Here is a 25,508-nt window from a genome sequence, read left to right on the forward strand (position 1 = left end):
TGAGGCCTCAGCCCGTCGCGAGCAGCACCACCAGCAGCACCGCGCCCACCACCGCCGGTGCGATCACCTCGTACGCCCAGCGCACCGAGACCGAGGACGGCGAAGAGTCCGAAGTCGCCGCGGATTTCGACGACTTCCCCGAACCCGCCCCCGTCTTCGCCCGCTCCACCAGCTCCCGCAGGTCCGCCATGGTCTGGTCGGCCGTCGCTGTCCGGGCTTTGGTGTCACGGACGTCCGCATGCACGGAAGTGCGGTCGTACGGGTCGTCCAGCGACCGCCGGGACTGCTGCCTGGCCGCCTTCTTCCGCTGGCGCAGCGACACGGGTACCGCCCACAGCTGGTACTTGGCGCCGTCCTCGGTGAACAGCTCGCTCGAATACCCGGCTCGCAGATCCGCGACCGCCGTCCACGGCATGGTGATCGTCCGGAACGGGTTACGGATCTTGATGCGCTGCTCGTTGGCGAGGACGACGGGCCGCAGCGTGAACGCGACGACCAGCGGCACCGCGGTCAGCAGCCCGGCCAGCGCCAGCCACGGCACCCGGCCGCCGCCCCGGAACACGGCGTCCCCGCCGATCCAGCACATGAGGATCAGCAGCAGGACACCCCCGGCGATCCCGGCGGGCGACCGGAAGGTCCGGTCGGCGTAGGTGGGCTCGGCAGGCGGTGTGGGGCTCGTCATGGGCCCGATTCTGCCTGACGTGCGCAAGGGGCGCCGGGGCGGCCGTCCCCGTACTGTGCGACGCACGGATGAGCAGGCCCCCTGTACAGGTCGCTACGCGCGTAGATATGCTCCTCTGGTGACCATGCCCACCACTGCTCCCGCATTCTCCGACGCGACCGCGTCCGACAGTGCGCTGCGCCGCTTCCTGCACGGGCTGCCCGGCGTCGACGCCGTCGGCCTCGAAGCGCGCGCCGCGTCCCTCGGAACCCGTTCGATCAAGACGACGGCCAAGGCGTACGCCATCGACCTGGCCATCTCGATGATCGACCTGACGACGCTGGAAGGCGCGGACACCCCGGGCAAGGTCCGGGCTCTCGCCGCCAAGGCCGTCAATCCCGACCCGACCGACCGCACGACCCCGCGCACCGCGGCGGTCTGCGTCTACCCCGACATGGCGGCGACGGCCGTCGCCGCGCTGGCCGGTTCCGGCGTGAAGGTGGCTTCAGTGGCGACGGCCTTCCCCGCCGGCCGCGCCGCGCTCGACGTCAAGCTCGCGGATGTCCGCGACGCCGTTGCCGCCGGGGCCGACGAGATCGACATGGTGATCGACCGGGGCGCTTTCCTCTCCGGCCGTTACCTCAAGGTGTACGAGGAGATCCTCGCAGTGAAGGCCGAGTGCGCGCGGGCCGACGGCCCCGACGCCCGGCTGAAGGTGATCTTCGAGACCGGCGAGCTGTCCACGTACGACAACATCCGCCGCGCCTCCTGGCTCGGCATGCTGGCGGGCGCCGACTTCATCAAGACGTCGACCGGCAAGGTCTCCACCAACGCCACGCCCGCGAACACCCTGCTGATGCTGGAGGCCGTGCGCGACTTCCGGGCGCAGACCGGCGTACAGATCGGTGTGAAGCCGGCCGGCGGCATCCGCACCTCCAAGGACGCGATCAAGTTCCTGGTGCTGGTGAACGAGACCGCGGGCGAGGGCTGGCTGGACAACCACTGGTTCCGCTTCGGCGCCTCCAGCCTGCTGAACGATCTGCTGATGCAGCGCCAGAAGCTCAGCACCGGCCGTTACTCCGGCCCCGATTACGTGACGGTGGACTGATCCCCATGGCATCTGCATTCGAGTACGCCCCCGCCCCCGAGTCGCGCTCGGTCGTCGATATCGCGCCCTCGTACGGCCTGTTCATCGACGGCGAGTTCACCGACGCGGCCGACGGCAAGGTTTTCAAGACGGTCTCGCCGAGCAGCGAAGAGGTGCTCTCCGAGGTCGCGCAGGCCGGCGCCGCGGACGTCGACCGGGCCGTGAAGGCGGCCCGCAAGGCTTTCGAGAAGTGGTCGGTGCTGCCCGGTTCCGAGCGCGCCAAGTACCTCTTCCGGATCGCCCGCATCATCCAGGAGCGCAGCCGAGAGCTCGCCGTTCTCGAAACCCTCGACAACGGCAAGCCGATCAAGGAGACGCGCGACGCGGACCTCCCCCTGGTCGCGGCGCACTTCTTCTACTACGCGGGCTGGGCCGACAAGCTCGACCACGCCGGCTACGGCGCGAACCCCCGCCCCCTCGGCGTCGCGGGCCAGATCATCCCGTGGAACTTCCCGCTCCTCATGCTGGCCTGGAAGATCGCCCCGGCGCTCGCCACCGGCAACACGGTGGTCCTCAAGCCCGCCGAGACGACCCCGCTCTCCGCGCTCTTCTTCGCGGACATCTGCCGCCAGGCGGGCCTGCCGAAGGGTGTCGTGAACATCCTCACCGGGTACGGGGACGCGGGCGCCGCCCTCGTCGAGCACGAGGACGTCGACAAGGTCGCCTTCACCGGCTCGACCGCGGTCGGCAAGGCCATTGCCCGCCAGGTCGCCGGTACGAACAAGAAGGTCACCCTGGAGCTGGGCGGCAAGGGCGCCAACATCGTCTTCGATGACGCCCCGATCGACCAGGCCGTCGAGGGCATCGTCACCGGCATCTTCTTCAATCAGGGCCAGGTCTGCTGCGCGGGCTCGCGCCTGCTCGTGCAGGAGTCGATCCAGGACGAGCTGCTGGACGCCCTGAAGCGCCGGCTGTCCACTCTCCGGCTCGGCGACCCGCTGGACAAGAACACCGACATCGGCGCGATCAACTCCGCGGAGCAGCTCGCCCGGATCACCGCGCTCGTCGAGACGGGCGAGGCGGAGGGCGCCGAACGCTGGTCCGCCGCCTGTGAACTCCCCTCTTCCGGCTACTGGTTCGCCCCGACGCTGTTCACCAACGTCACCCAGGCGCACACCATCGCCCGCGACGAGATCTTCGGCCCGGTGCTGTCGGTGCTGTCGTTCCGTACGCCCGACGAGGCGGTCGCCAAGGCCAACAACAGCCAGTACGGCCTCTCGGCCGGCATCTGGACGGAGAAGGGCTCCCGCATCCTCGCGGTGGCGAACAAGCTCCGGGCGGGCGTCGTCTGGGCCAACACGTTCAACAAGTTCGACCCGACCTCGCCCTTCGGCGGCTACAAGGAGTCGGGCTTCGGCCGCGAAGGCGGCCGTCACGGCCTGGAGGCGTACCTCGATGTCCGATAACCGTCTGAGCGTCTTCAAGACCTACAAGCTGTACGTCGGGGGCAAGTTCCCCCGCTCCGAGAGCGGCCGGGTGTACGAGGTGACGGACTCCAAGGGCAAGTGGCTGGCGAACGCCCCCCAGTCCTCGCGCAAGGACGCGCGTGACGCGGTCGTGGCCGCCCGCAAGGCGTTCGGCGGCTGGGCGGGCGCGACGGCGTACAACCGCGGCCAGATCCTCTACCGCATCGCGGAGATGCTGGAGGGCCGCAAGGACCAGTTCGTACGGGAAGTGGCGGACGCGGAGGGCCTGTCGAAGTCCAAGGCGGCGGCCGTCGTGGACGCGGCCATCGATCGCTGGGTCTGGTACGCGGGCTGGACCGACAAGATCGGCCAGATCGTGGGCGGGGCGAACCCGGTCGCGGGCCCGTTCTTCAATCTGTCCACGCCCGAGCCGACCGGTGTGGTCACGGTGCTGGCGCCCCAGAAGTCCTCGTTCCTGGGCCTGGTCTCGGTGATCGCTCCGGTGATCGCGACCGGCAACACGGCGGTCGTCGTCGCCTCGGCCCACTCCCCGCTGCCGGCCCTGTCCCTGGGCGAGGTGCTGGCCACCTCCGACCTGCCGGGCGGCGTGGTCAACATCCTGTCCGGGAAGACGGCGGAGATCGCGGCACCGCTCGCGTCCCACCAGGACGTGAACGCGATCGACCTCACGGGCGCGGACGCCGCTCTGGCGCAGGAGCTGGAGATCGCTGCGGCGGACAACCTGAAGCGGGTACTTCGTCCACAGCCTGTGGACGAAGACGGCACCTTCGACTGGTCGGCCGATCCGGGCACCCACCGCCTGACGGCCTTCCTGGAGACGAAGACGGTCTGGCACCCGACAGGCGCGCTCGGCACCTCGGGGTCCTCGTACTGACGCCCCGTACCGGCTCCTCGCACTGACCCGCGCGAGGGCCGGCCGGGCCCGCCCGCACGGACGCGGCCCGCTTCTCCGGATTTCCCGGAGGAGCGGGCCGCGTCCGCGTCCGTCTCAGCCGTGCGGCTGTTGTGTGACCTGCCCCACCACCGGCAGGTCCTTCAGCGCGCCGCCGCTGGTCACCGGGTCGGTGACGGTGGCCGTGGAGAGCGGCTTGAAGTCGGCGATCTGCGTCTCCACCGTGTTGTTCAGCGGGTCCGTGCCCGTACCGGCCAGCGGGTCGAGCCGCAGATCCGTCACCGGTGCGGTGCCGTTGTGGAGCGAGTGCCCGAGCGCCCCGGTGTCGGCGCCCGTGGCCGGTACGAGGGGCAGCGGCGCCGCCTGGGCCGCCGCACCTCCCGCACCGAGTGCGGCGCCCACCGCGGTGACGGTCAGACCTGCCCGCAACAGAGCGCGGCGCCGGGACCTGGAAAGTGCGTGACGTGCCATGGAGTTCCCACCTGATCGAGCCGATCGAGTAACCATTTGAGTGCGTAGAGTAGTTGAGGTGTGATGCTCAATACCAACCCGGCCTCCGGGGGATCCCCTGCGCGGGTCAATGCCTCACAATCGTGTCCTGTGAATTCCCAACCGCTCCTGACCCGCGTCGTGCTGCTCGCGGGCCCCTCCGGCTCCGGCAAGTCCTCCCTCGCCGCCCGCACCGATCTGCCGGTGCTGCGCCTGGACGACTTCTACAAGGAGGGCGACGACCCCACGCTGCCGCTCGTCCCCGGAAGCACGGACATCGACTGGGACTCCGCACAGTCCTGGGACGCCGATGCGGCCGTCGCCGCGGTCACGGAGCTGTGCCGGACGGGGCGGACGAACGTCCCGGTGTACGACATCGCCACGAGCTCCCGCGTCGACCACGAGGCCCTCCACATCGACCGCACACCACTGTTCGTGGCCGAGGGGATCTTCGCGGCGGACATCGTCGAACGGTGCCAGGAACTGGGCGTGCTCGCGGACGCGCTGTGCCTGCGCGGCCGTCCGACGACGACCTTCCGCCGTCGGCTGTTGCGGGATCTGCGGGAGGGCCGCAAGTCGGTGCCGTTCCTGCTGCGACGGGGGTGGCGGCTGATGCGCGCGGAGCGGCGGATCGTGGCACAGCAGGCGGCACTGGGCGCGCACCCGTGCGGCAAGGAGGAGGCCCTCGGCCGGCTGGCCGCCGCGGCGGCGGGACGCTGCCGCCGGGCACCGGTGGGGGCGCCGGTTCCGGAGTAGGGACAGGCGCGTGGGGTGAGCCGGTGCCGGCCACTGCCGGGGCACAGTACTGCCGTGACCTGGTGGCCACGGCAGTACAGGCCCCGGTGCGGCTCGGTCCAGGTTCATCAGGGCCCCACGGCCGGCCGTCCTCTGCCCGCGTTCGATCCGTTCGGCCGCCGCCTCCCGCTCGGCCCCGGCGACACCGGGGCCATGACGAGTTACCGGAGGCGCGGACGGCCCCGGCGCTCCGGCACGGGGGCCGCGCGGTCCTCGGTGGCAGGGGAAGAGGCGGTCATACCGTCACCTCGCCGCTGTGCCGCAGTCGAAGGTCTCGGTCGCGGACTTCACGAACGACTCGAAGTAGGAGTCCCGCCGCGGAAGATCCGGGTGACGCTTACGCGCCTCCAAGTACTGCAGCCCTGACTCAGCCGCCAGATAGAGATCGCCTTGAGCACAGGGCAGAACGATCCGTTGCGGATCGACGACATCGGCTTCCCGGCCGTCCGGCGCCTCGCCTTTACTCGTGCCCGGCGACTTCTTCACAGCGGCGATGAGCAGCGGGTCCCGTGAAGCCGTGTACGTCATGAAGCCGTCCGCACGGACAGGGCCACGTGAGTCGTCGTCCAGGAACAGCGTGCAGGACCACAGATCAGCGGGAGCCGTCTGGCCCGCTTCAAGCACCTCGGTGCCAGCCGGCACCTGGCCGCGGACGGAGAAGCCGTCAAGGCCGCATACCCGCCCTTCGGAAACCGGGCGGGCCGCCTCGGAGCGCGGCGGCAGGAGCGTTCCGGGCTCCTCGGGGAGTTCGCCGCACGCCGCCCGGGCCGCGACAGCACGTGCCGTGTCGGTGACCAGAGCCGCGAACGCCCTTGCGTCGGAGATCGGTTCAGTGGAGTTGGCTCTGACGATCACCGGCTGGGTCGTCCAACACTTCTCGAGCAACAGGACCCACCCCTCGTACCTGTCGACTCCGCCGGTCACCTTTCCGGAGAAGAACGACTCCTCCGACAGTTGTGGCCACGCTTCGTGCGCCAAGGGGGCGTCACCATCTTCTTCCCAGACCCGGACTGTCAAGGTGCCCTTTCCGGAGCCGAGCACGATGGCCGACTTCTCGACCTCGCACACCGTGTCCTTCAGGTCGTCGGCAAGACCGTCTCCCTCGGCGTCGAGACGACCGGACCCCGGCAGGACCACATCCGCCTTCGCCGTGGAGACCAGCCCCCCGCAAAGCCGGTCGTCCGTCAACACATTGGTGTTGCGATAGGCATGCAGCAGCCCCGCAACCACAATGACCAGGACGGCCACGACAGCCCAGACCTTCCATGCCGGCCTGGGACGGCCCGCTGCTGTACTCACTTGCTCACTTCCTGGTTCGCAGGGCCGAGTACGCTTCCTCACGGCCGGTGATGTAACTCTGCCTCGCCTCGCCCTTGGCGTTCTCGGCGGCGTCGCTGCCCTTGGCCTCCCGGGTGTCGGCCCAGGCGTCGATGAGATTGTTCGTGCCGGCGATGCCGCCCGCCGTCTCCTTGCTGACTTCGGCGCGAGCGATGTTCTCCTTCTCGGTGATGACGTCCTTGAACCACTCGTACGTGGCGGCGTCCACAGCGCGTTGCGCGATGTCGCCGACCTGCGGGATCGTGTTGGCCAGCGCCCCCAAGCCGTGGTACGCGTAGCGTGCCTGGTCGTTGATCTTCCCGACCTCGGCGTCACGGACGTCGAGCACCATATCCGCGCCGATGGCGTTCATACCGCCGAAGGCCTGACCTACGTCGCGCGACCTGTTGTCCCAGCTGGTCACGTTCTCTGTCAGGCTGCTCTCGGGCACGTGCCGACCGGTGTCCAGGTAATCCGCCGCATAGCGACGCTGCCCCTCGTACAGGGCGTCGAAGACCCGTACGGGGTCCCCCTCTGCATCCGTGCCGATCACACCGTCGGACACGCCGCGCATCACCCGCAACAGACTCGCCTTGCTGTTCGTGATGGAGTCGCTGTCGCCCGATCCGGCGACGTGGTCCCGGCCGACCGGGCTGTCCGGCGCGTAGCCGCCCAGAATGGCGTGTGTGTCCGCCGTGTAGTCGTTCAGCGCGCGGCCGAGAGGCACCTTGAGACCTTCCGGAACGGTGTCGCCCGCGGCTCCCTTGTCCAGCACCGCGATGACCGCCTGCATGACTCGGCCGTCACCCTCGCGCCCGGAACACCGGCCGCGCACACGGCGAGCGGGGCCGGACTGGACCCCCCGGCCCGTCCGACCCCGCAGCACTCCCCCGTACCCCCGTGCACCGCCGCCTCCCCCGAAGCAGCGGCCCCGCTTTCCCCCGTATCCCCCCGTCCCCTCAGGCCACCAGCTCGCCGAAGGACTCCTCCTCGTCACGGCCGAAGCTGAGGACCTCGTCCTCGCGCAGCCGACGGAGCGACCGCCAGATGCTGGACTTCACCGTGCCGACACTGATGTCGAGGATGGCCGCGATCTCCGGGTCGGTGCGGCCCTCGTAATAGCGCAGGACCAGCATCGTGCGCTGGAGTTCGGGCAGCCGCGCCAGCGCCTGCCAGAGCACGGCGCGCAGTTCCGTGCCGCGCATCGCGTCCGTGTCGCCCGCCGTCTCCGGCAGCTCCTCGGTCGGGTACTCGTTGAGCTTGCGCCTGCGCCAGGCGCTGATGTGCAGGTTGGTCATGGTGCGGCGCAGATAGCCACCGACCGCCGCCTTGTCGCTGATCCGGTCCCACGCCCGGTACGTCGAGAAGAGGGCGCTCTGCAGCAGATCCTCGGCCTCGAACCGGTCTCCGGTCAGGTGGTAGGCGGTTGCGTACAGGGAGGCGCGGCGCTCCCGGACGTAGGCCGTGAACGCCGTTTCGGCGTCCTCGGTCTGCGCCGGGGACTTCCGCTCCCCCATGGCCTCCCCGTACGCGGCTCCCCCGGTGCTTCCCCCGTTGGCCCCCACAGGCGCGTCAACCACCGTCATGTACGGCATGTGCTGACGCCCGGCGCCACGAACGCACCCCCGCCCTCCCCCGAGCTCTCGGCTCCGCTCGAGCAGGGAGGGGCCCCCTCCGGCGCCGGACTTCTCGGTGCTCCGGCCGACATCGTGGAGACGCGTGACAACTGCGCTTGCGGTGGTGCTGTGAGTTGCGTTCATCTTGCGCCCCCCATCGGTGGAGTCCGTCCGTTCCTTGTGCCAATGAGCTTGCCGGGGCAGTTTCATCACGCTGTCCGCCGACTGTCACAGCCCTGTCACAGGGCCTGCCGTCCGTGCGTCGGCGCTGCGCCGGATGTATGAGTCGGCGCCAACTGTCGAACTGGGGCTCCACCATGGGTCAGAATGACCAGCGTGCCTTTCCTGTTGCTGATCGAGGACGACGACGCCATCCGCACGGCCCTCGAACTCTCGCTGTCACGCCAGGGCCACCGTGTGGCCACCGCGGCGACGGGAGAGGACGGCCTGAAACTGCTGCGTGAGCAGCGGCCGGATCTGATCGTGCTGGATGTGATGCTGCCCGGCATCGACGGTTTCGAGGTGTGCCGGCGCATCCGGCGCACCGACCAGCTGCCGATCATTCTGCTGACCGCGCGCAGCGACGACATCGACGTCGTGGTCGGGCTTGAGTCCGGTGCCGACGACTATGTGGTGAAACCCGTGCAGGGCCGGGTGCTCGACGCCCGGATCCGGGCGGTGCTGCGCCGCGGTGAGCGCGAGTCCACCGACTCCGCGTCCTTCGGGAACGTGGTGATCGACCGCTCCGCGATGACCGTGACCAAGAACGGCGAGGATCTTCAGCTGACGCCGACCGAGCTGCGACTCCTGCTGGAGCTGAGCCGCCGGCCGGGCCAGGCCCTGTCGCGGCAGCAGCTGCTGCGGCTGGTCTGGGAGCACGACTACCTCGGTGACTCCCGGCTCGTGGACGCCTGTGTGCAGCGACTGCGCGCCAAGGTGGAGGACGTACCGTCCTCGCCGACCCTGATCCGTACCGTTCGGGGTGTGGGCTACCGGCTGGATTCGCCTCAGTGAGCGACGCCGCCAAACGAAGTCTGCTCACCGGGCTTCGCTGGACCAGTCTGCGACTGCGTCTCGTCGTCGTGTTCGCGCTGGTGGCGCTGACCGCCGCAGTGTCCGCCTCGGGGATCGCGTACTGGCTGAACCGCGAGGCCGTACTGACGCGTACCCAGGACTCCGCGCTCGGGGACTTCCGCCAGGAGATGCAGAACCGAGCGGCCTCGCTGCCGCTGCATCCCACCAAGGACGATCTGCAGAACGCCGCCGTGCAGATGGCGAGCAGCTCGCCCGGCTACAGCGTGCTGCTGGTCGATGAGCGCGACACCGGCAAGCCGATCGTCGGCAACTCCGACCTGGACACCTTCACGCTCGACAACGTGCCGCTGTCGCTGCAGAAGGCGGTCAACAAGAAGCAGCCGGTGGAGACGGGCAACAAGTACGAGTACCACCTGTTCTGGCAGCGGGTCAGCATCCGCGGTACGCCGTATCTGGTGGGCGGCACGAAGATCATCGGCGGTGGCCCGGCCGGCTACATGCTGAAGTCGCTCGACCAGGAGCGGCAGGATCTGAACTCCCTCGCCTGGTCGCTGGGGATCGCCACCGGGCTCGCCCTGGTCGGCTCGGCGCTGCTCGCACAGGCCGCCGCGACGACCGTGCTGCGGCCCGTGCAACGGCTCGGTGACGCCGCGCGCAAGCTCGGCGAGGGCAAGCTCGACACCCGGCTCGTGGTGTCCGGCACCGATGAACTCGCCGATCTCTCCCGTACGTTCAACAGGACCGCGAGTTCGCTGGAGAAGAAGGTCGCGGACATGAGCGCGCGGGACGAGGCGAGCCGGCGGTTCGTCGCCGACATGTCCCACGAACTGCGCACCCCGCTCACCGCGCTGACCGCCGTCACCGAAGTGCTGGAGGACGAGGCGGACAGCCTGGACCCGATGATCGCGCCCGCGGTGCATCTCGTGGTGAGCGAGACCCGGCGCCTCAACGACCTGGTGGAGAACCTGATGGAGGTCACCCGCTTCGACGCGGGTACGGCCCGGCTCGTCCTCGACACGGTCGATGTCGCCGACCAGGTCACCGCCTGCATCGACGCCCGCGCCTGGCTGGACGCGGTGGATCTGGACGCCGAGCGCGGCATGATGGTCCGCCTCGACCCGCGCCGGCTCGATGTGATCCTGGCGAATCTGATCGGCAACGCGCTCAAGCACGGTGGTTCGCCGGTACGGGTCTCGGTACGGACCGAGGGCGACGAACTCGTCATCGAGGTCCGCGACCACGGCCCCGGTATCCCCGAGGACGTCCTGCCGCATGTCTTCGACCGGTTCTACAAGGCCAGCGCCTCCCGGCCGCGCTCCGAGGGCAGCGGTCTCGGCCTGTCGATCGCCATGGAGAACGCGCACATCCACGGCGGTGACATCACGGCCGCGAACTCGCCGGACGGCGACGGCGCGGTGTTCGTACTGCGGCTGCCGCGCGATGCCGAGCCGCTCCCCCGTTCCGCCGGGGATCACGACGCGGGGGATCAGAACGAGGAGGGCGACGCGACGTGATGGGCAGCAACCGCCGGGCACACCGTTCGGCAGTGGCGCTGGCCGGTGCCGCGATCACGGCCCTGCTGGCCTCGGGCTGCGGGATCAGGACCACCTCCGTGCCGGTGGACGCCGGGGCCGCACCGTCCCAGGTGCCGTGCTCGATGTCCGCGGAGGACGTCGCCACCCAGGCCCTCCAGGGCATCCCCGTACAGATCTATCTGGTCTGCTCCTCGCAGCTGGTCACGGTGGACCGCACGGTTCAGGTCGGCGATACGAAGTCGGACCGGGTCCGGATCGCGCAGGCGCTCCTGGACGAGCTGGAGCAGAAGCCGCCCGCCGATGAGCGGCAGGCCGGGTTCTCCACGGCCGTCCCGGCGACCCTGCAGATCAGCGCGGCCCGCCGCGGCGACCGGCAGGGGACGCTGCGGCTCAGCGAGCAGCCGGAGGATCTGCCGTCCGAGGCACTGGCGCAGATCGTGTGTACGTACGCGGAGAGCGAGTCGCTCGCCCCGGACGGCACGGTGGTGCTGGGCGGGCCGGGGAACTATGCGCCGCGTGGGTATCTGTGCACCTCGGAGACGAAGGCCAGGCCGAAGGCGGCACCGACGCTGGGGGCGGGGACGGGGGCCTGAGCGGGGGACGGGGGCGGCCGGCGGCCGGTTCTTCTGTCCTCAATCGCCGGACAGGCCGGGTTTTTGCGTCGTTCCGGCCGGGTTTTTACGTCGTCCCGGCTGGGTTTGTCGCCGTCGCAGCTGAGATACGGGTTCGTCGGGCCGGGCGGAACCGATCCTGCCGCCCGGCGCGTCTTGGGGGGCGTGCGTCAAGGTTCGGGCAGTCAAGCTGTCATCCGCTTCCGCGCGGCCGGGGTATCTCTCCTCCTCGCGCATCTGCTGCTTGTCGGGTGGCTGACGCTGCGCCCGCTCGATGTGCCGTGGACGACCGCCTCGAATCTTCAACCGTTCGCCGGTATCAGAGCGGACCTGTCCCTGGGCCCGGTCGAGGCCACCCGTCGGATCGGTGAGGGGTTGCTGCTGCTCGCCCCACTGGGCGTGCTGCTGCCGGTGGCCGGAGGCCGGCTGTTCGTCTCCCCGTGGGCCTCGCTGGCCCGTACCGTCGCGGCGGGGGCGCTGATCTCGCTGGCCATCGAACTGGCGCAGACCGGGGTGCCGGGGCAGGTCGTCGACGTCGACTCGCTGCTGCTGAACACCACCGGTGTGGCGCTCGCCCATCTGCTGGTCGTGCCCATGTGCCGGGCGCGGCTGCGCCGCAGGAACCAGCAGCGGATCAGGGTGCTGCCCCACCCCAGGGACGAGGCGGCTCAGGGGTCGACCCCGACGATTCCCAGGGTCGGCATCGCACCATAGAGCGACGCTTTGCCCCTGTTCGCCGGGCGACCATGGATGCATCGGGAGCACGACGGAGCTGCTCCCTCAGCAACGGTTCGCGAAGGAGCCCACCATGGCCGCACTTGCCCGCCCCCGTGACGGACGCATGATCGGCGGAGTGTGCGCAGCGCTGGCAAGGCGCTTCGGCACCTCCGCGGGAACCATGCGCATCATCTTCCTGGTCTCCTGCCTGCTGCCGGGGCCGCAGTTCCTGCTCTACCTGGCGCTGTGGGTGCTGTTCCCGTCCGAGAAGACGCCGTCCGCCGCCTGGTGACCCGCGTACGCACCACACGCCTGTGGGGCGGACACCCGGTTCGGGTGTCCGCCCCACAGGCGTGTGTACGGGGATCAGCCGCCGAGCGGGAGACCGTTGGTCGACAGGCCGCTGGCGCTCAGGCCACCCGCGGGCAGACCACCGATCAGACCTTTGACCGGGGCGGTGGCGTCGCCGGCGAGCTTCTGCCGGCCGGTGCCGAGCAGCTTGGGGGCCGTGTCCTGGACCGGCAGGGTCCGGGTGGCGTTCTCCAGCGCCGAGCCGGCGACCGGCAGGGCAGTGGCCGCGGCGTCGGCCGGCAGCACGGTGGCGGATGCGGTCCCCGCGGCGGCAGCGGCGAAAGCGGCACCGAGAGCGGCGACGCCGAGAGTCCTGACAGCAGACTGCTTCATGTGAAATTCATCCTTGGGGAAGGGGATGTGAGCGGCTCTGAAACGTAGTCAGCCCACTGCCCGTCCCGCAAACATGCCGACACGCGGAAAACGGCCGGGATTTCGCAGTCCCGGCCGTTTCCCGCGGAGGTACGGTTCAGCCCGCGGAAGCGGAAGGAACGCTGGTCGCAGCGGTCTGCTCGAAGAGCCACTCGGACTTCAGCTCGGCATATCCGGGCTTGATCACGTCATTGATCATCGCCAGACGTTCATCGAAAGGAATGAATGCCGACTTCATCGCATTGACGGTGAACCACTGCATGTCATCGAGCGTGTATCCGAAAGTCTCGGTCAGCTTCTCGAATTCATGGCTCATGCTCGTACCGCTCATCAGCCGGTTGTCCGTGTTCACGGTGGCCCGGAAATGCAGCTTCCGCAGCAGCCCGATGGGGTGGTCGGCGTACGAGGCGGCGGCGCCGGTCTGAAGGTTGGAGGTCGGGCACAGCTCCAGCGGGATGCGCTTGTCCCGTACGTAGGAGGCCAGGCGGCCGAGCTTCACACTGCCGTCCTCGGCGACCTCGATGTCGTCGATGATGCGGACGCCGTGGCCGAGCCGGTCGGCGCCGCACCACTGGAGCGCCTGCCAGATCGACGGCAGGCCGAAGGCCTCGCCCGCGTGGATGGTGAAGTGGTTGTTCTCGCGCTTGAGGTACTCGAAGGCGTCGAGGTGCCGGGTGGGCGGGAAGCCGGCCTCCGCGCCCGCGATGTCGAAGCCGACGACACCCTGGTCCCGGTAGCGGTTGGCGAGCTCGGCGATCTCCAGGGAGCGGGCGGCGTGCCGCATCGCGGTGAGGAGGGCGCCCATACGGATGCGATGCCCGTCCAGACGGGCCCGCCGCTCGCCCTCGCGGAAGCCCTCGTTGACCGCCTCGACGACCTCTTCGAGGGTCAGCCCGGCTTCCAGGTGCTGCTCCGGTGCATACCGCACCTCGGCGTACACGACACCGTCCGCGGCCAGGTCCTCGGCGCATTCGGCGGCCACCCGGACCAGCGCGTCACGGGTCTGCATGACGGCGCAGGTGTGGGCGAACGTCTCCAGGTAGCGCTCCAGCGATCCGGAGTCGGCCGCCTCGCGGAACCAGATGCCGAGCTTGTCGGGCTCGGTCTCGGGAAGTCCGTCGTAGCCGCTCGCGAGGGCGAGGTCGACGATCGTTCCCGGCCGCAGGCCGCCGTCGAGGTGGTCGTGGAGAAGAACCTTGGGGGCACGCCGGATCTGGTCCTGGCCGGGCACATGGAGGGTCGGGCTCATCATCTGGGCACTCTAACGCCTACGCGCGTAGATTGTCGCTTGCCGATACGCAATAGTGACCGCGAATACGGGTGGCATACACCTGTCCTTCTGACACTGTTCTGTTATGGCACAGCGCGCACTCCCCCTGCCTGCTGCGAGGCTGGGACGGGCCGTCAGGGCGGCCGGAGCACCATCTGCGGTCAGCGGCGTGGTTCTGCTGCTCCCGGACGGCGAGTCCGACTCGCACCGCCGCCCTTCCCCTCTCTCGTACGCCCTCCAGCTGCCACTGGCCCGCACCCTGGCCCGCGCGGGCCAGGAGGACGGGCTCGCCGCACATGTCGTGCGCTACCGCTGTCGCGGCTGGAACACGACCGACGCGCACCTCGCGGCGGACGCCCGATGGGCGGTGGACGAGGTCGTACGACGCTACGGCGACGTCCCCGTCTGCCTCGCCGGCCACGGCATGGGCGGCCGGGCCGCACTCCGTGCGGGCGGCCACGCTGCGGTCAACTCCGTTCTGGCGATGGCCCCTTGGCTGCCCGAAAGCTCGACGGACGAGCCGGAGCCGGTGAAGCATCTGCTCGGCCGGCAGGTCCTGCTCGTGCACGGCACGAACGATGCCCGCACCGACCCCGAACTCTCCTTCCGCCTGGCCGAACGCGCCAAGAAGGCCAACCGCGACACCTGCCGCTTCGAGGTCCACTCGGACGGCCACGGTCTGCGCCAGCACCGGGCGGAAGTGGTGGCCCTGGCAACGGACTTCGTCCGCGGATCGCTCTTCGGCCGGGCATACGCCCGCCCGGTCGCCGACGCCCTGGCGGCGCCGCCACCACTGGGGTTGCGGATGCCGCTGGCTGCGGGGTTCGGGAGGTCGCTGCGGGGCTGAGGGGCGACCAGGAAATGGGCATCCGGGCCCTGCGCAGGACTGCGCCCCGCACCCGCGCAGCCAGGAGATCGCCGCCGCGTTCGGGGCCCGGTGCTGGATCCCGTACCTGGCTACAACAACAGTCCTGAGTCCGTTGAGGTGTGCGGTACCGCGGACGGCGGTCAGTGCGCGATGCCATCGATCAGCTCGCGTGCACCTTGGCGCAGCAGGCTGACGGCGACGGAGGTGCCGAGGGTGGCGGGGTCGAGAGGGCCGGCCCATTCGTGGGCGTTGAGGACCGTCTTGCCGTCGGGTGTGAAGACCTTGGCTCGTAGCGACAGTTCGCCGTTGCCTTCGACCTGTGCGTATCCCGCGATGGGGCTGTTGCAGTGGCCCTGCAGTACATGCAGGAACATCCGCTCGGCGGTGGTCTCACGGTACGTGGCGTGATGGCCGAGTGGGCTGACGGCGTCGATCAGGGCGGTGTCGCCCTCCCTGCACTGCAGGGCCAGGATCCCGGCTCCGATCGGCGGGCACATCACCTCGGGCGACAGGATCTCGGTGATCACGTCGGTGCGGTCGATGCGCCCCAGTCCGGAAACGGCCAGGAGCAGCGCGTCGGCCTCGCCTGCGGCGAGTTTCTCCAGGCGGCGGTTGGCGTTGCCGCGCATCGGTACGCACTCCAGGTGCGGGTGGGATGCGGCCAGCTGGGCGATGCGGCGTACGGAGGACGTGCCGATCCGGGTGCCGGCCGGGAGTTGGTCGAGCTGCAGGCCGTCCGGGTGGATGAGCGCGTCGCGGATGTCGTCGCGTTCGAGGAAGGCCGCGAAGGTGGTCCCGGCGGGCAGGGGCCGGTCGGCGGGGACGTCCTTGACGCAGTGCACCGCGAGGTCGGCCTCCCCGGCGAGCAGCGCCTGGTCGACTTCCTTGGTGAACGCGCCCTTGCCCTCGACCTGGGAGAGGTCGCCCATCCATTTGTCACCTGTCGTCTTGACCGGGACGACTTCAGTGGCGGTAGTGGGGTGGAGCGCGGCCAGCTCGGCACGGACGCGCTCCACCTGGGCGAGGGCCATGGGCGAGTCGCGGGACACGATGCGGATCAGCTCAGGGGCGGACATGCCGCCCACGATAGTCCGTCAGATGCGGGTTCCGACGAGCACCCCGGACGCCCATGTCGCCGGATTCGCAAGCAAGTTGGCCGGATCGGGCAGGTGTGCGAGAAAGGTGTCGACGCGGGGCTGGTGGTCGCTGGGCCATGTGGGTGGTGACAGCAGGTCGTCGACAGCGTAGTGACCGCCGGGTCCAGCAGATCGAAAAGGCCGTTCAGACGGTGGAACCTCCCTGGTCGGCAGTCGACGTACGCCCGAGCGGGCGGCGGTCCGTCGTAGGTGTCGAGCCAGGTGTCGGCATCGGCTGCCTCGAAGGCGGTGCGGGGGTCGGTGCCGAGGTGCTCTGCTGCGGCCGGCTGCCGGGCGCTGTCCGTCTCGACGCCGGTCAGGCGGGCGTCGGAGCTCATGCCGTGGAGCAGCCGGACGGCCCCGCGCCGTCTTTGTACGGACGTCGGTGGCGGGCGACTCGGCCCGGCAGTCCGCGTCCGCCCTCCCCGCCGGGCAGGCGGACGCGGCCGCGTAATCACGTTGATCCGCGAGCGACGCAGGCAGGAAGCCGAGCAGCGGTACGGCTGCCGCCACGACCAGCGCGAGACCGGCCGGGCCGGCGGCCCACGCCTTGCCGCGGTCCCCGGGCGGCGGGGGTCCCACGGCGGCGGATGCGTACGTCACCGGGGCGTTCTCGGCTCCCCGCCCAGCTCAGTCCGGCAGCAGATGCCCCCGGCGTGACAGCAGGAAGCGTTTGAAGGCGGCCACCGGCGGGGTGTCCGGGTGGCCGTCCAGCCAGGCGACGCCGATCTCGCGGGCCGCCCTCGGGGCCGTCACCGTGAGTTCGACGACGCCGGGCCGGGCCACCGCGGGCGGCGGCAGCAGGGCCACGCCGAGGCCGGCCGCGACCAGGCCGCGCAAGGTCTCCGCCTCCTCGCCCTCGAAGGCGACACGTGGCGCGAAGCCCGCCTCCGCGCACAGGTCGTCGGTGATCCGCCGCAGGCCGTACCCGGGTTCGAGGGTGACGAACTTCTCGTCGGCGGCCTCCGCCAGTCGAATGCGGCGGCGCGAGGCAAGGCGGTGGTCCTCGGGGACGACAAGGCGCAGCCGCTGTTCGTCGAGGCGGCGGGCGACCAGATCGGGGGCGTCCGGGACGGGTGAGGTGAGGCAGAGGTCGAGGCCGCCGGACCGGAGGCGTTCGATCATCGCCTCGCCGTAGTTCTGCACGAGCTGGAAGCGGACCCGGGGGTGGTCGACGCGGAAGGCTCGGATCAGGGCGGGCACGGTCTCGGATCCCATGGTGTGCAGAAAGCCGAAGGCGACCTTGCCCGTGGCCGGGTCGGCGTCCGCCCGTACCGAGTCGGCGGCCTTCTCGACCTCGGCGAGGGCCCGCTCGGCGGAGCCCAGGAAGGTACGGCCCGCGGGGGTGAGGGAGACGGTTCGGCCCTTGCGGGCGAACAGGGCGACTCCCAGGTCCTGTTCGAGCCTGACCATCGCCCGCGAGAGCGTCGACTGCGGGACGCCGAGCTCGTGCGCGGCGCGGGTGACGTGCTCGTGGCGGGCCACCGCCTCGAAGTGGGCCAGCCGCGGCGCGAGGACTGCGCGAATGTCTTCTTCGTAACTACTGGGTGACAGCCGGGGCTGTGAGCTGCGTTCATGCACCATAGGAACGATTATGGCGAGTTCATGCATTGGACGCATGAAACAGGGGGTCCTACTTTTGAACCATGCCTCCTGCCAGTACCGGGGCGTCCACCCTCACCGTGGCCGCCTCACCCCAGCCGTCCCCCGCCGCCGCTGCCGCCACCGCCGGCCCCTCCGCGCCGGACCGTCTCGAACCCGGCCGCCCCGGCTACCGCCGGATGAGCTTCGCGCTCTTCGCCGCCGGTGTCGCGACCTTCGCTCTCCTCTACTCCACCCAGGCCCTGCTGCCCGCCGTCTCCGCCTCCCTCGGCGCCACGGCCGGACAGGCCAGCTGGACGGTCTCCGCCGCGACGGGCGCGCTGGCGCTGTGTGTGCTGCCGATGAGCGCGCTCTCCGAGCGGTTCGGGCGGCGGCAGATGATGACCGCTTCGCTGACGGTCGCCGTACTGGTCGGGCTGCTCGTACCGTTCGCGCCCTCGCTGGGCTGGCTGATCGCGCTGCGCGCCGTCCAAGGCGCGGCGCTGGCCGGACTGCCCGCATCCGCGATGGCATATCTGGCCGAGGAGGTACGGCCGAAGGCGCTGGTCGCCGCGATCGGACTGTTCGTGGCGGGCAACAGCATCGGCGGGATGAGCGGACGCATCCTCACCGGCTGGGTCGCCCAGCTGTGGGGCTGGCGGGCGGCGCTCGGCGCGGTCGGGCTGCTGGCCGTGGCCTGCGCGGTCGTCTTCCACTTCATGATCCCCCGGGCCCGGCACTTCACCCCCGGTTCGCTGAACCCGAAGGCCCTCGCGAAGACCGTGGGCGGGCACCTCGCCGATCCGCTGCTGCGCCGGCTGTACGCGATCGGCGCGCTGTTCATGACGGTGTTCGGCGCCGTCTACACGGTGATCGGATACCGCCTGGTGGAGGCGCCGTTCAACCTCCCGCAGGGCATCGTCGGCTCGATCTTCCTGGTCTATCTCGTCGGAACGGTCTCCTCCGCCGCGGCCGGCAAGCTGGTCGCCCGGCTCGGCCGGCGGGGCGCGCTGTACCTGGCCGTCTCCACCACGGCCGCCGGTCTGCTGCTCTCGCTCGCCGACCAGTTGGCCGCCGTACTCCTCGGGCTGGTCCTGATCACGGCGGGCTTCTTCGCCGGGCACGCGGTCGCCTCCTCGTCCGTGAGCCGTACGGCGACGAAGGGCCGTGCCCAGGCGTCGGCGCTCTACCAGTCCGCGTACTACCTGGGCTCCAGCGCGGGCGGCACGCTCGGCGCGGTCGCCTTCCACGCCGGAGGCTGGGCCGGGACCGTATCGCTGGGGCTGCTCGCGGTCCTCGGCGTCGTCTCGATCACGCTGTACGGCACGCGGGCCGCACGCGCCGAGCGGCGCCGGCTCGTGCCGGTGGCGTCCGTACCGAACTGAGACATACGACGCACAACCATCCACTCCCCGACGCGCGTCTAGCAGGCGGAAGCACACACAGCGCGCGAAGGAGAGTGGGCGTACATGAGAGTCGCGGGGAACATACGGGGGATCCGGGGGCGGCGCGCGGTCGCGCTGGCCGCCGCCGGTCTGATAGCGGCGCCCGCCCTCGTCCTGGGCACCGGCGGATCGGCGCAGGCGGCGTCCTGCACGACGTCCACCGGGCCGTACCAGAAGCAGGTCGAGAAGTATCTGCACCGGCCGGTCGACGGCAGGCAGTCGGCCGCCGACTGCAAGGCGATCCAGTCGTTCCAGCGCACCTACGGGGTCACCCCGGACATCGGTTACGCGGGGCCGGTCACCTGGCGCACGATGAAGACGCTCACTGCCCAGAAGGCAGCCGGCAAGAACCCGAACAAGGCGAAGAAGTGCCCCACCAACAAGGGGCGCATCGCGTGTGTGGACCTGACCCGGCAGCTGAGCTGGATCCAGGACGGCGCCAAGCTGAAGTTCGGTCCGGTGCCGATCCGCAGCGGCCGCAACGGGTACGAGACCCGCACCGGGTCCAAGAAGATCTACATGCGGCACATCAACCACGTTTCGTCGATCTACCACGTGTCGATGCCGTACGCCCAGTTCTTCGACGGCGGACAGGCGTTCCACTCGGTGGGCCTGAAGATGTGGAACCCGCCGGGGTCGCACGGCTGCGTCAACATGCGCGGCGCCGACGCGAAGTCGTACTGGAATCTGCTGAAGAACGGCGACGACGTGTACGTGTACGGGCGCAAGCCCGGCACCTGACCGGAACGTGTGCCGCTTCGGCACTTCCCGCCCCCGTTGTCAGTGGCCTGCGGTAGCTTCCCAAGAGCTCAAGTGAGCGGCATCACAGCGCAACAGGGGTGGAGCGATGAGTGATCGGACAGCTACGGCGGACATCGACAGCCGGCTGGAGGTACACCGGGTCGAGCTGACCGGCTACTGCTACCGGATGCTCGGCTCGGCCTTCGAGGCGGAGGACGCGGTACAGGACACGCTGGTGCGTGCCTGGCGCAACTTCGAGAAGTTCGAGGGGCGTTCCTCGCTGCGGTCCTGGCTGTACCGCATCGCCACCAACGTCTGTCTGGACATGCTGAACGCGGGCAAGAAGCGGGCCCGTCCGGTCGATCTGACGGGCCCGACGCCGCTCGCTCAGGCGGCGCTCAACCCGTTGCCGGAGAACACCTGGCTGGAGCCGATGCCGGACGGACGGATCCTGCCGTCGGTGGCCGACCCGGCGGAGGCCGCGGTGGCGCGGGAGTCGGTGCGGCTGGCGTTCATGGCCGCGTTGCAGCATCTGCCGCCCAAGCAGCGGGCCGTGCTGATCCTGCGCGAGGTACTGGCCTGGAAGGCGAGCGAGGTCGCCGAGCTGCTCGAGACCTCGGTCGCCTCGGTCAACAGCGCCCTCCAGCGGGCGCGCGCGACCCTCGCGGACCACGAGGGTCTGACCGCCGACACCGCCGATCCGCTCGACGAGGAGCAGCGCAAGCTCCTCGATCGGTACGTCGCGGCCTTCGAGGGGTACGACATGGCGGCGCTGACCGCACTGCTCCACGAGGACGCCGTGATGACCATGCCGCCGTTCGACCTCTGGCTCCAAGGGCACGACGACATCACCGGCTTCATGCGCACCATCGGTGCGAGCTGCGAAGGCTCACGGCTGGTGGCGACGGAGGCGAACGGCACCCCGGCGTTCGCGCACTACAAGCCGGATCCGGACGGGCCGGGGTTCGTTCCGTGGGCGGTGCAGGTCATCGACATCTCGGAGGGCTCCATCACGGGGATGCACTGCTTCCTGGACACACCCCGCTGGTTCCCGCTGTTCGGTCTGCCGGACCATCTCGACGCCGACGCGGCGTGAGGCGCGGCGTACGGAACGGGCTGGTGGCGGGCTGGGCGGTGCTCGCGGCCGGCGGCTGGGGGCTGACCCAGTGGCTGGGTGAGCCCGTCGCCACCGACGGGGCCACCCCCGGGACAGCCCGGACCACGGTGCCCGGCGGTGAACCGGGACCGCAGCCGGAGCACGGCTGCGACAACGCCGACGCGACCGTGTCTTTCGGGGCGTCGCCGTTCCCCACAGCGACGGCGGTCCCGGACATCGGCGTGGCCAGGCTCTCGGTCTGCGCACGGTTCGAGGGAAGGACCCCGGCGGGCCCGAGCGGGGACTGAACATCGGGCGGGGCAGGCGGACGGGGCCGCGCGCTCCCTGAAGCGCCGTCTCTTCAGGCCTCGTTCCCCACGGCCCCGCCCCCGGTCCCGCACCCCACGTCCACCACATCGGCCAGGCCCACCATGTCGAGCAGGCTCTGCAGCTCGGGTGGCGTATTGCGCAGCCGCAGCCGTCTGCCGCCCGCACGGCGTGCGACGAGCCCCAGCCGCGCGATCGCCTCGACCAGGGTCAGATCCGCCTGTACGACCCCGCCCACATCGCAGTCCACCCCGGCGTCCGGGTCGCGGACGGCGCCCTCGGGGTCGTACAGCAGCGACTCCAGCTCGGCACAGAGTCCCGGCACGGCGGCCCGCGTGACGCGGCCGGTGACGACGAGAACGATCGGGGTCATGGCTTCCACATCAGGGAGACCGGTGCGGCGGCCGAAACTCATCGCTGCCCGCATCCACACTTCCGCCACCCCGACCGGCACCCCCCGGCCGGAAGGCCGCCGACAACCGTCCGGAGTCCGCCCCTCCGGTCGACCCCGGGCCGATGAACCTCCGTCAACTCCCCCCATCTGTGAGGTTTCTGTGAACCATCGCGATCAATTCCCCCTCTAGGTACGTGAACCGGCCGGCACCGGCGTCCCAGCGGTGCCGGCTGACCAGTGGCTCCTCAGCGGGCCGCCTGATTCTCCAGGGGGAGAGTTGCGCAGACACGTGAGAAACGCGTGTGTTTCGACCATCGCCACGGCGGCCGCCGTGGCGCTCGCAGCCGGTATGACCACCCCGGCGATGGCACAGCCGGAGCAGGTCCGGCCGGCGGGGACGAAGCCCCTGCCCCGCCATCAGCTGACGCTCATCACCGGCGACCGCGTCTCGGTGGACTCCAAGGGCCGGGTCGTGGGCTTCGAGCCCGCGAAGGGGCGTGAGCGGATACCCGTACAGCGGCAGGTCCGCAACGGGCACACATCCATCATTCCGAGCGACGCCCACCGGCTGATCGGCTCCGGAAAGCTCGACCGGCGGCTCTTCGACGTCACCCTGCTGAACCGTCCGGAGATCCGCAGGTCCCAGCAGAAGGGCCTGCGGCTGATCGTCGGCTACCGGGGCGCACAGACCGCGTCCGCCAAGGCCGACGTCAGGGACGCCGGTGGCACCGAGGTCAGCCGGACGCTGAAGTCGCTGAACGCCGAGTCGGTGATCACACCCAAGAGCGACGCCAAGGACATCTGGCAGGCACTCACCGCCAAGCCGTCCCGCAGCATCCAGCGCACCACGGCCCCGGGGATCGACCGGGTATGGCTGGACGGCGTACGCAAGGCGAGCCTCGACAAGAGCGTGCCTCAGATCGGCGCACCCGCCGCGTGGAAGGCCGGCTACACCGGCAAGGGCGTCAAGATCGCCGTCCTGGACACCGGTGTGGACGCCACCCACCCGGACCTCAAGGGCCAGATCCTGGAGACGAAGAACTTCTCCACCTCGTCCGACACCAAGGACCGGGTCGGGCACGGCACCCATGTGTCGTCGATCGCGGCCGGTACGGGCGCCAAGTCGGGCGGCAAGTTCAAGGGCGTCGCCCCGGACGCCAAGCTGATCGAGGGCAAGGTGCTCGACGACGACGGCTTCGGCGACGACTCCGGCATCCTGGCCGGCATGGAGTGGGCGGTCTCCCAGGGCGCCGACATCATCAACCTGAGCCTCGGCGGCGGCGACACCCCCGAGATCGACCCGCTCGAAGCGGCGGTGAACAAGCTGTCGGCCGACAAGGGCGTCCTGTTCGCCATCGCGGCGGGCAACGAGGGCGAGGCCGGCGCCGGCACGGTCGGCTCCCCGGGCAGTGCGGACGCCGCACTGACCGTCGGCGCGGTCGACGACAACGACAAGCTGGCCGACTTCTCCAGCCGCGGTCCGCGCATCGGCGACTCAGCGATCAAGCCCGATGTCACCGCCCCCGGCGTGGACATCACGGCGGCCGCGGTGCCGGGCTCACTCATCGACCAGGAAGTCGGCCAGAAGCCGGCCGGCTACACCACCATCTCCGGTACGTCGATGGCGACCCCTCATGTCGCGGGCGCCGCGGCGCTGCTCAAGCAGCAGCACCCGCAGTGGCGGAACACCGAGCTGAAGGGGGCCCTGACGGCCTCCACCAAGCCGGGCGCGTACACCCCGTTCGAGCAGGGCACGGGCCGGATCGCCCTCGACCGGGCGATCGACCAGAGCGTCATCGCCGACCCGGTCTCGGTCGGGTTCGGTACACAGCAGTGGCCTCACACCGACGACACCCCGGTCACCAAGCAGGTGACGTACCGCAACCTGGGGACGACGGACGTCACCCTCTCGCTGGCAGTGACGGGGCTCGACCCGAAGGGCAAGCCCGCCCCGGCCGGTTTCTTCACTCTGAGCACGAGCGAGGTCACCGTCCCGGCGGGCGGCACGGCCGAGGTGCCGCTGACGGCGGACACCCGGCTGGGCGGCACGACGGACGGTTCGTACTCCGCGTATGTCGTGGCGACCGGCAGCGGCCAGACAGTCCGCACGGCGGCCGCGGTGGAGCGCGAGATCGAGTCGTACGACGTGACGCTCAAGGCCATCGGCCGCGACGGCAAAACGCCCGCGAACGCGAGAGCCGATCTCTTCGGCCTCGACGACTCCGTCTCCGACATGTGGCTCATGCCCGAGATCACCGACGGTTCGGTGAAGGTGCGGGTGCCCAAGGGCCTGTACTCGCTCAGCGCGGACCAGGTGCTGGGCTCGGATGATGTCTACAAGGGCGGCGACTGGTTCGCCCAGCCGAAACTGAACGTCACCAAGAACACCACGGTGACGTTCGACGCCCGCAGGACCAAGCCGGTCAGCATCACCCTGCCTGTGAAGGGGCTCAAGCCCGGCTACGTCGCGACCGACTACACGATCGGCGACAAGAACTACTCGGCGGCCTTCGGCTACGCCGTGCCGGACCAGAAGAACTTCCGCACGGCGCACGTAGGCCCGAAGCTGACCGACCGCTCACTGTCCCAGCACTGGACGGGCACCTGGTACAACGGCGCGTCGAGCGAGTACGACATCGTGCTCGGCGGCCCGGTGACCCAGCTCTCGGACGGCTACTCCCGCAAGCTGACGGCCAAGCAGTTCGCCGCGGTCAAGGTGGCCATGGGGACGCCCGGCGTGAGCGGCAAGACCGGTGCGATCAACGCGTGGGGCAGCCTGCCCGACGGGGGCGGGTCGTTCCCCCCCATCCAACCGGCGCGGCAGAAGCTTCCCGGCACCCGCTCGGTCCATGTCTCCACCGCCGACAAGGCCAAGTGGAGCTTCGACTTCACGCAGATTGCCGGCCTCGACGCGCAGGGCCACCCGATCGGCGAGTCCATGTACCTGCTCGGTCCCGAGCAGACGTTCACGGGCGGCAAGACCTATTCGAAGACCGTCAACACCGGTGTCTTCGGACCGCGGATGACCACGAATGACGGCATCGTCCGCGAGGGCAACGACCTGACGGCCGTCGTCCCGCTGCACGCCGACGGCAAGGGCAACGAGGGCTACACGGACTACACCTCGGTGAAGACGGTCCTCTACCGCAACGGCAAGAAGTTCGCCGAGAACCAGGACCCGCTTTCCGGTCAGCCGTTCAGCGTCCCGGCCGCCTCGGCGGACTACAGGCTGACGACCTCGGTCCGGCGCAGCGCCAAGATCGGCACCCTGTCCACCCGCATCGACGCGAGCTGGACCTTCAAGTCCAAGAAGGCACGCTCCGCGAAGCTCCCGGCATCCACGGTCCGCTTCACACCCCATGTGACGCCGGACGGCAGGGTGACGGCGGGCAGGACCGCTTCGGTGCCGGTGACGGTGCAGGGTTCGGCCGCCGGCAAGAACCTCAAGTCGCTGACGGTGTACGTCAGTTACGACGCCGGCAAGACCTGGAAGAAGACCGCGGTCAAGTCGGGCAAGCTCTCTGTGAAGAACCCGGCCAAGGGCAAGTCCATCTCGTACCGGGCCAATGTCACGGACAAGCAGGGCAACAAGTCGTCGGTGTCGATCTACAACGCGTACTTCGGCAAGTGAGTGGGCCGATAGGCGCACCGACCGCATGAGAGCGGCCCGCCGGGACGGATTCCT

At 70.0% G+C, this 25,508-nt stretch carries 24 protein-coding genes and 1 pseudogene; 15 read left to right on the forward strand and 10 right to left on the reverse strand.

Annotated features, from left to right (window positions below; all coding sequences use genetic code 11):
- Positions 1-7 precede the first annotated feature (7 nt).
- Complete coding sequence (locus OG609_RS15275; RefSeq protein ID WP_327273330.1) at positions 8-682, reverse strand: PH domain-containing protein; 675 nt, start codon at positions 680-682, stop codon at positions 8-10.
- Between the two features lie 124 nt (positions 683-806).
- On the opposite strand from OG609_RS15275, the gene deoC reads away from it, so the two are divergent.
- The 3 genes from deoC to OG609_RS15290 are packed head-to-tail and all read left to right on the forward strand — an operon-like array spanning position 807 to position 4,109.
- Complete coding sequence (gene deoC / locus OG609_RS15280; RefSeq protein WP_327278061.1) at positions 807-1,769, forward strand: deoxyribose-phosphate aldolase; 963 nt, start codon at positions 807-809, stop codon at positions 1,767-1,769.
- Between the two features lie 5 nt (positions 1,770-1,774).
- Complete coding sequence (locus tag OG609_RS15285; protein WP_327273331.1) at positions 1,775-3,214, forward strand: aldehyde dehydrogenase family protein; 1,440 nt, start codon at positions 1,775-1,777, stop codon at positions 3,212-3,214.
- Positions 3,204-4,109: an aldehyde dehydrogenase family protein gene (locus OG609_RS15290; protein ID WP_327273332.1), complete on the forward strand. Its 906-nt coding sequence runs from the start codon at positions 3,204-3,206 to the stop codon at positions 4,107-4,109. Before OG609_RS15285 ends, OG609_RS15290 begins: the two co-directional genes overlap by 11 nt.
- A 114-nt stretch (positions 4,110-4,223) precedes the next feature.
- Here the strand turns inward: OG609_RS15290 and OG609_RS15295 are convergent, their stop codons facing one another.
- Positions 4,224-4,598, reverse strand: a complete 375-nt coding sequence (locus tag OG609_RS15295) for a hypothetical protein (RefSeq protein WP_327273333.1) — start codon at positions 4,596-4,598, stop codon at positions 4,224-4,226.
- 63 nt (positions 4,599-4,661) lie between these two features.
- On the opposite strand from OG609_RS15295, the gene OG609_RS15300 reads away from it, so the two are divergent.
- The gene (locus tag OG609_RS15300; protein ID WP_327273334.1) at positions 4,662-5,372 is read left to right on the forward strand and encodes a uridine kinase; all 711 of its coding nucleotides are present in this window, start codon (positions 4,662-4,664) and stop codon (positions 5,370-5,372) included.
- 282 nt (positions 5,373-5,654) lie between these two features.
- Here OG609_RS15300 and OG609_RS15305 read toward each other — a convergent pair whose 3' ends face one another.
- From OG609_RS15305 to OG609_RS15315, 3 genes and pseudogenes are all read right to left on the reverse strand, one after another.
- Complete coding sequence (locus OG609_RS15305; RefSeq protein ID WP_327273335.1) at positions 5,655-6,710, reverse strand: hypothetical protein; 1,056 nt, start codon at positions 6,708-6,710, stop codon at positions 5,655-5,657.
- 4 nt (positions 6,711-6,714) lie between these two features.
- Positions 6,715-7,539, reverse strand: a pseudogene (locus tag OG609_RS15310) (hypothetical protein); the annotation flags it as partial.
- Positions 7,540-7,687: 148 nt separating this feature from the next.
- Entirely contained in the window at positions 7,688-8,488 is an 801-nt protein-coding gene (locus tag OG609_RS15315) for a SigE family RNA polymerase sigma factor (RefSeq protein WP_327273336.1), read from the reverse strand.
- Positions 8,489-8,680: 192 nt separating this feature from the next.
- Here OG609_RS15315 and afsQ1 point away from each other — a divergent pair, with 192 nt between their 5' ends.
- The 5 genes from afsQ1 to OG609_RS15340 all read left to right on the forward strand — a co-directional run bounded on the left by afsQ1 (position 8,681) and on the right by OG609_RS15340 (position 12,534).
- Positions 8,681-9,358 carry a two-component system response regulator AfsQ1 gene (gene afsQ1 / locus OG609_RS15320; RefSeq protein WP_176729344.1) on the forward strand — a complete coding sequence of 226 codons (678 nt, stop codon included), beginning with the start codon at positions 8,681-8,683 and terminating at the stop codon, positions 9,356-9,358.
- Positions 9,355-10,893 (forward strand): HAMP domain-containing sensor histidine kinase, encoded by a 1,539-nt coding sequence (locus tag OG609_RS15325; protein ID WP_327273337.1) that lies wholly within the window; start codon positions 9,355-9,357, stop codon positions 10,891-10,893. The genes afsQ1 and OG609_RS15325 overlap by 4 nt, the downstream gene beginning before the upstream one ends.
- The gene (locus OG609_RS15330) at positions 10,890-11,507 is read left to right on the forward strand and encodes a hypothetical protein (protein ID WP_385648083.1); all 618 of its coding nucleotides are present in this window, start codon (positions 10,890-10,892) and stop codon (positions 11,505-11,507) included. The genes OG609_RS15325 and OG609_RS15330 overlap by 4 nt, the downstream gene beginning before the upstream one ends.
- 183 nt (positions 11,508-11,690) lie before the next feature.
- Positions 11,691-12,239 (forward strand): VanZ family protein, encoded by a 549-nt coding sequence (locus OG609_RS15335; protein WP_327273339.1) that lies wholly within the window; start codon positions 11,691-11,693, stop codon positions 12,237-12,239.
- Between the two features lie 94 nt (positions 12,240-12,333).
- Complete coding sequence (locus tag OG609_RS15340) at positions 12,334-12,534, forward strand: PspC domain-containing protein (RefSeq protein WP_114246256.1); 201 nt, start codon at positions 12,334-12,336, stop codon at positions 12,532-12,534.
- Positions 12,535-12,608: 74 nt separating this feature from the next.
- On the opposite strand, the gene OG609_RS15345 is transcribed toward OG609_RS15340, so the two are convergent.
- Together OG609_RS15345 and OG609_RS15350 are read right to left on the reverse strand one after the other, a co-directional pair.
- On the reverse strand, positions 12,609-12,926 hold the full coding sequence (locus tag OG609_RS15345) for a hypothetical protein (protein WP_327273340.1): 318 nt from the start codon (positions 12,924-12,926) through the stop codon (positions 12,609-12,611).
- Between the two features lie 136 nt (positions 12,927-13,062).
- Positions 13,063-14,217 (reverse strand): adenosine deaminase, encoded by a 1,155-nt coding sequence (locus tag OG609_RS15350; RefSeq protein WP_327273341.1) that lies wholly within the window; start codon positions 14,215-14,217, stop codon positions 13,063-13,065.
- Between the two features lie 103 nt (positions 14,218-14,320).
- Here OG609_RS15350 and OG609_RS15355 point away from each other — a divergent pair, with 103 nt between their 5' ends.
- Positions 14,321-15,082 carry an alpha/beta hydrolase family protein gene (locus tag OG609_RS15355; RefSeq protein ID WP_327273342.1) on the forward strand — a complete coding sequence of 254 codons (762 nt, stop codon included), beginning with the start codon at positions 14,321-14,323 and terminating at the stop codon, positions 15,080-15,082.
- Between the two features lie 161 nt (positions 15,083-15,243).
- On the opposite strand, the gene hemC is transcribed toward OG609_RS15355, so the two are convergent.
- Positions 15,244-16,179 (reverse strand): hydroxymethylbilane synthase, encoded by a 936-nt coding sequence (gene hemC, locus OG609_RS15360; protein ID WP_327273343.1) that lies wholly within the window; start codon positions 16,177-16,179, stop codon positions 15,244-15,246.
- 690 nt (positions 16,180-16,869) lie between these two features.
- A complete protein-coding gene (locus OG609_RS15365; RefSeq protein WP_327273344.1) occupies positions 16,870-17,823 on the reverse strand; it encodes a LysR family transcriptional regulator in 954 nt (317 codons plus the stop codon).
- Positions 17,824-17,885: 62 nt separating this feature from the next.
- Here OG609_RS15365 and OG609_RS15370 point away from each other — a divergent pair, with 62 nt between their 5' ends.
- The 4 genes from OG609_RS15370 to OG609_RS15385 all read left to right on the forward strand — a co-directional run bounded on the left by OG609_RS15370 (position 17,886) and on the right by OG609_RS15385 (position 21,410).
- Positions 17,886-19,205, forward strand: a complete 1,320-nt coding sequence (locus OG609_RS15370; RefSeq protein ID WP_327273345.1) for an MFS transporter — start codon at positions 17,886-17,888, stop codon at positions 19,203-19,205.
- Between the two features lie 84 nt (positions 19,206-19,289).
- Complete coding sequence (locus OG609_RS15375) at positions 19,290-20,006, forward strand: L,D-transpeptidase family protein (RefSeq protein ID WP_327273346.1); 717 nt, start codon at positions 19,290-19,292, stop codon at positions 20,004-20,006.
- A 106-nt stretch (positions 20,007-20,112) separates the two neighbouring features.
- The gene (locus tag OG609_RS15380; RefSeq protein ID WP_327273347.1) at positions 20,113-21,102 is read left to right on the forward strand and encodes a sigma-70 family RNA polymerase sigma factor; all 990 of its coding nucleotides are present in this window, start codon (positions 20,113-20,115) and stop codon (positions 21,100-21,102) included.
- Entirely contained in the window at positions 21,099-21,410 is a 312-nt protein-coding gene (locus tag OG609_RS15385) for a hypothetical protein (RefSeq protein ID WP_327273348.1), read from the forward strand. The genes OG609_RS15380 and OG609_RS15385 overlap by 4 nt, the downstream gene beginning before the upstream one ends.
- A gap of 53 nt (positions 21,411-21,463) precedes the next feature.
- On the opposite strand, the gene OG609_RS15390 is transcribed toward OG609_RS15385, so the two are convergent.
- Positions 21,464-21,844, reverse strand: coding sequence for an STAS domain-containing protein (locus OG609_RS15390; RefSeq protein WP_327273349.1), 381 nt, complete (start codon positions 21,842-21,844; stop codon positions 21,464-21,466).
- Positions 21,845-22,112: 268 nt separating this feature from the next.
- Here OG609_RS15390 and OG609_RS15395 point away from each other — a divergent pair, with 268 nt between their 5' ends.
- A complete protein-coding gene (locus OG609_RS15395) occupies positions 22,113-25,454 on the forward strand; it encodes a S8 family peptidase (RefSeq protein ID WP_442817966.1) in 3,342 nt (1,113 codons plus the stop codon).
- Positions 25,455-25,508 lie beyond the last annotated feature (54 nt).

It is taken from the genome of Streptomyces sp. NBC_01224 (assembly GCF_036002945.1).
Taxonomy (GTDB): domain Bacteria; phylum Actinomycetota; class Actinomycetes; order Streptomycetales; family Streptomycetaceae; genus Streptomyces.

What these genes read in the sequence shown, in the direction of transcription:
- OG609_RS15290 (WP_327273332.1), top strand. Translation starts at nt 3,204, where the DNA reads ATGTCCGATAACCGTCTGAGCGTCTTCAAGACCTACAAGCTGTACGTC.
- OG609_RS15365 (WP_327273344.1), bottom strand. Translation starts at nt 17,823, where the DNA reads ATGGTGCATGAACGCAGCTCACAGCCCCGGCTGTCACCCAGTAGTTAC.
- OG609_RS15275 (WP_327273330.1), bottom strand. Translation starts at nt 682, where the DNA reads ATGACGAGCCCCACACCGCCTGCCGAGCCCACCTACGCCGACCGGACC.
- OG609_RS15295 (WP_327273333.1), bottom strand. Translation starts at nt 4,598, where the DNA reads ATGGCACGTCACGCACTTTCCAGGTCCCGGCGCCGCGCTCTGTTGCGG.
- hemC (WP_327273343.1), bottom strand. Translation starts at nt 16,179, where the DNA reads ATGTCCGCCCCTGAGCTGATCCGCATCGTGTCCCGCGACTCGCCCATG.
- OG609_RS15340 (WP_114246256.1), top strand. Translation starts at nt 12,334, where the DNA reads ATGGCCGCACTTGCCCGCCCCCGTGACGGACGCATGATCGGCGGAGTG.
- OG609_RS15390 (WP_327273349.1), bottom strand. Translation starts at nt 21,844, where the DNA reads ATGAGTTTCGGCCGCCGCACCGGTCTCCCTGATGTGGAAGCCATGACC.
- OG609_RS15375 (WP_327273346.1), top strand. Translation starts at nt 19,290, where the DNA reads ATGAGAGTCGCGGGGAACATACGGGGGATCCGGGGGCGGCGCGCGGTC.
- OG609_RS15315 (WP_327273336.1), bottom strand. Translation starts at nt 8,488, where the DNA reads ATGAACGCAACTCACAGCACCACCGCAAGCGCAGTTGTCACGCGTCTC.
- OG609_RS15355 (WP_327273342.1), top strand. Translation starts at nt 14,321, where the DNA reads ATGGCACAGCGCGCACTCCCCCTGCCTGCTGCGAGGCTGGGACGGGCC.
- OG609_RS15350 (WP_327273341.1), bottom strand. Translation starts at nt 14,217, where the DNA reads ATGATGAGCCCGACCCTCCATGTGCCCGGCCAGGACCAGATCCGGCGT.
- OG609_RS15345 (WP_327273340.1), bottom strand. Translation starts at nt 12,926, where the DNA reads ATGAAGCAGTCTGCTGTCAGGACTCTCGGCGTCGCCGCTCTCGGTGCC.
- OG609_RS15300 (WP_327273334.1), top strand. Translation starts at nt 4,662, where the DNA reads ATGCTCAATACCAACCCGGCCTCCGGGGGATCCCCTGCGCGGGTCAAT.
- OG609_RS15380 (WP_327273347.1), top strand. Translation starts at nt 20,113, where the DNA reads ATGAGTGATCGGACAGCTACGGCGGACATCGACAGCCGGCTGGAGGTA.
- OG609_RS15285 (WP_327273331.1), top strand. Translation starts at nt 1,775, where the DNA reads ATGGCATCTGCATTCGAGTACGCCCCCGCCCCCGAGTCGCGCTCGGTC.
- OG609_RS15370 (WP_327273345.1), top strand. Translation starts at nt 17,886, where the DNA reads ATGCCTCCTGCCAGTACCGGGGCGTCCACCCTCACCGTGGCCGCCTCA.
- deoC (WP_327278061.1), top strand. Translation starts at nt 807, where the DNA reads ATGCCCACCACTGCTCCCGCATTCTCCGACGCGACCGCGTCCGACAGT.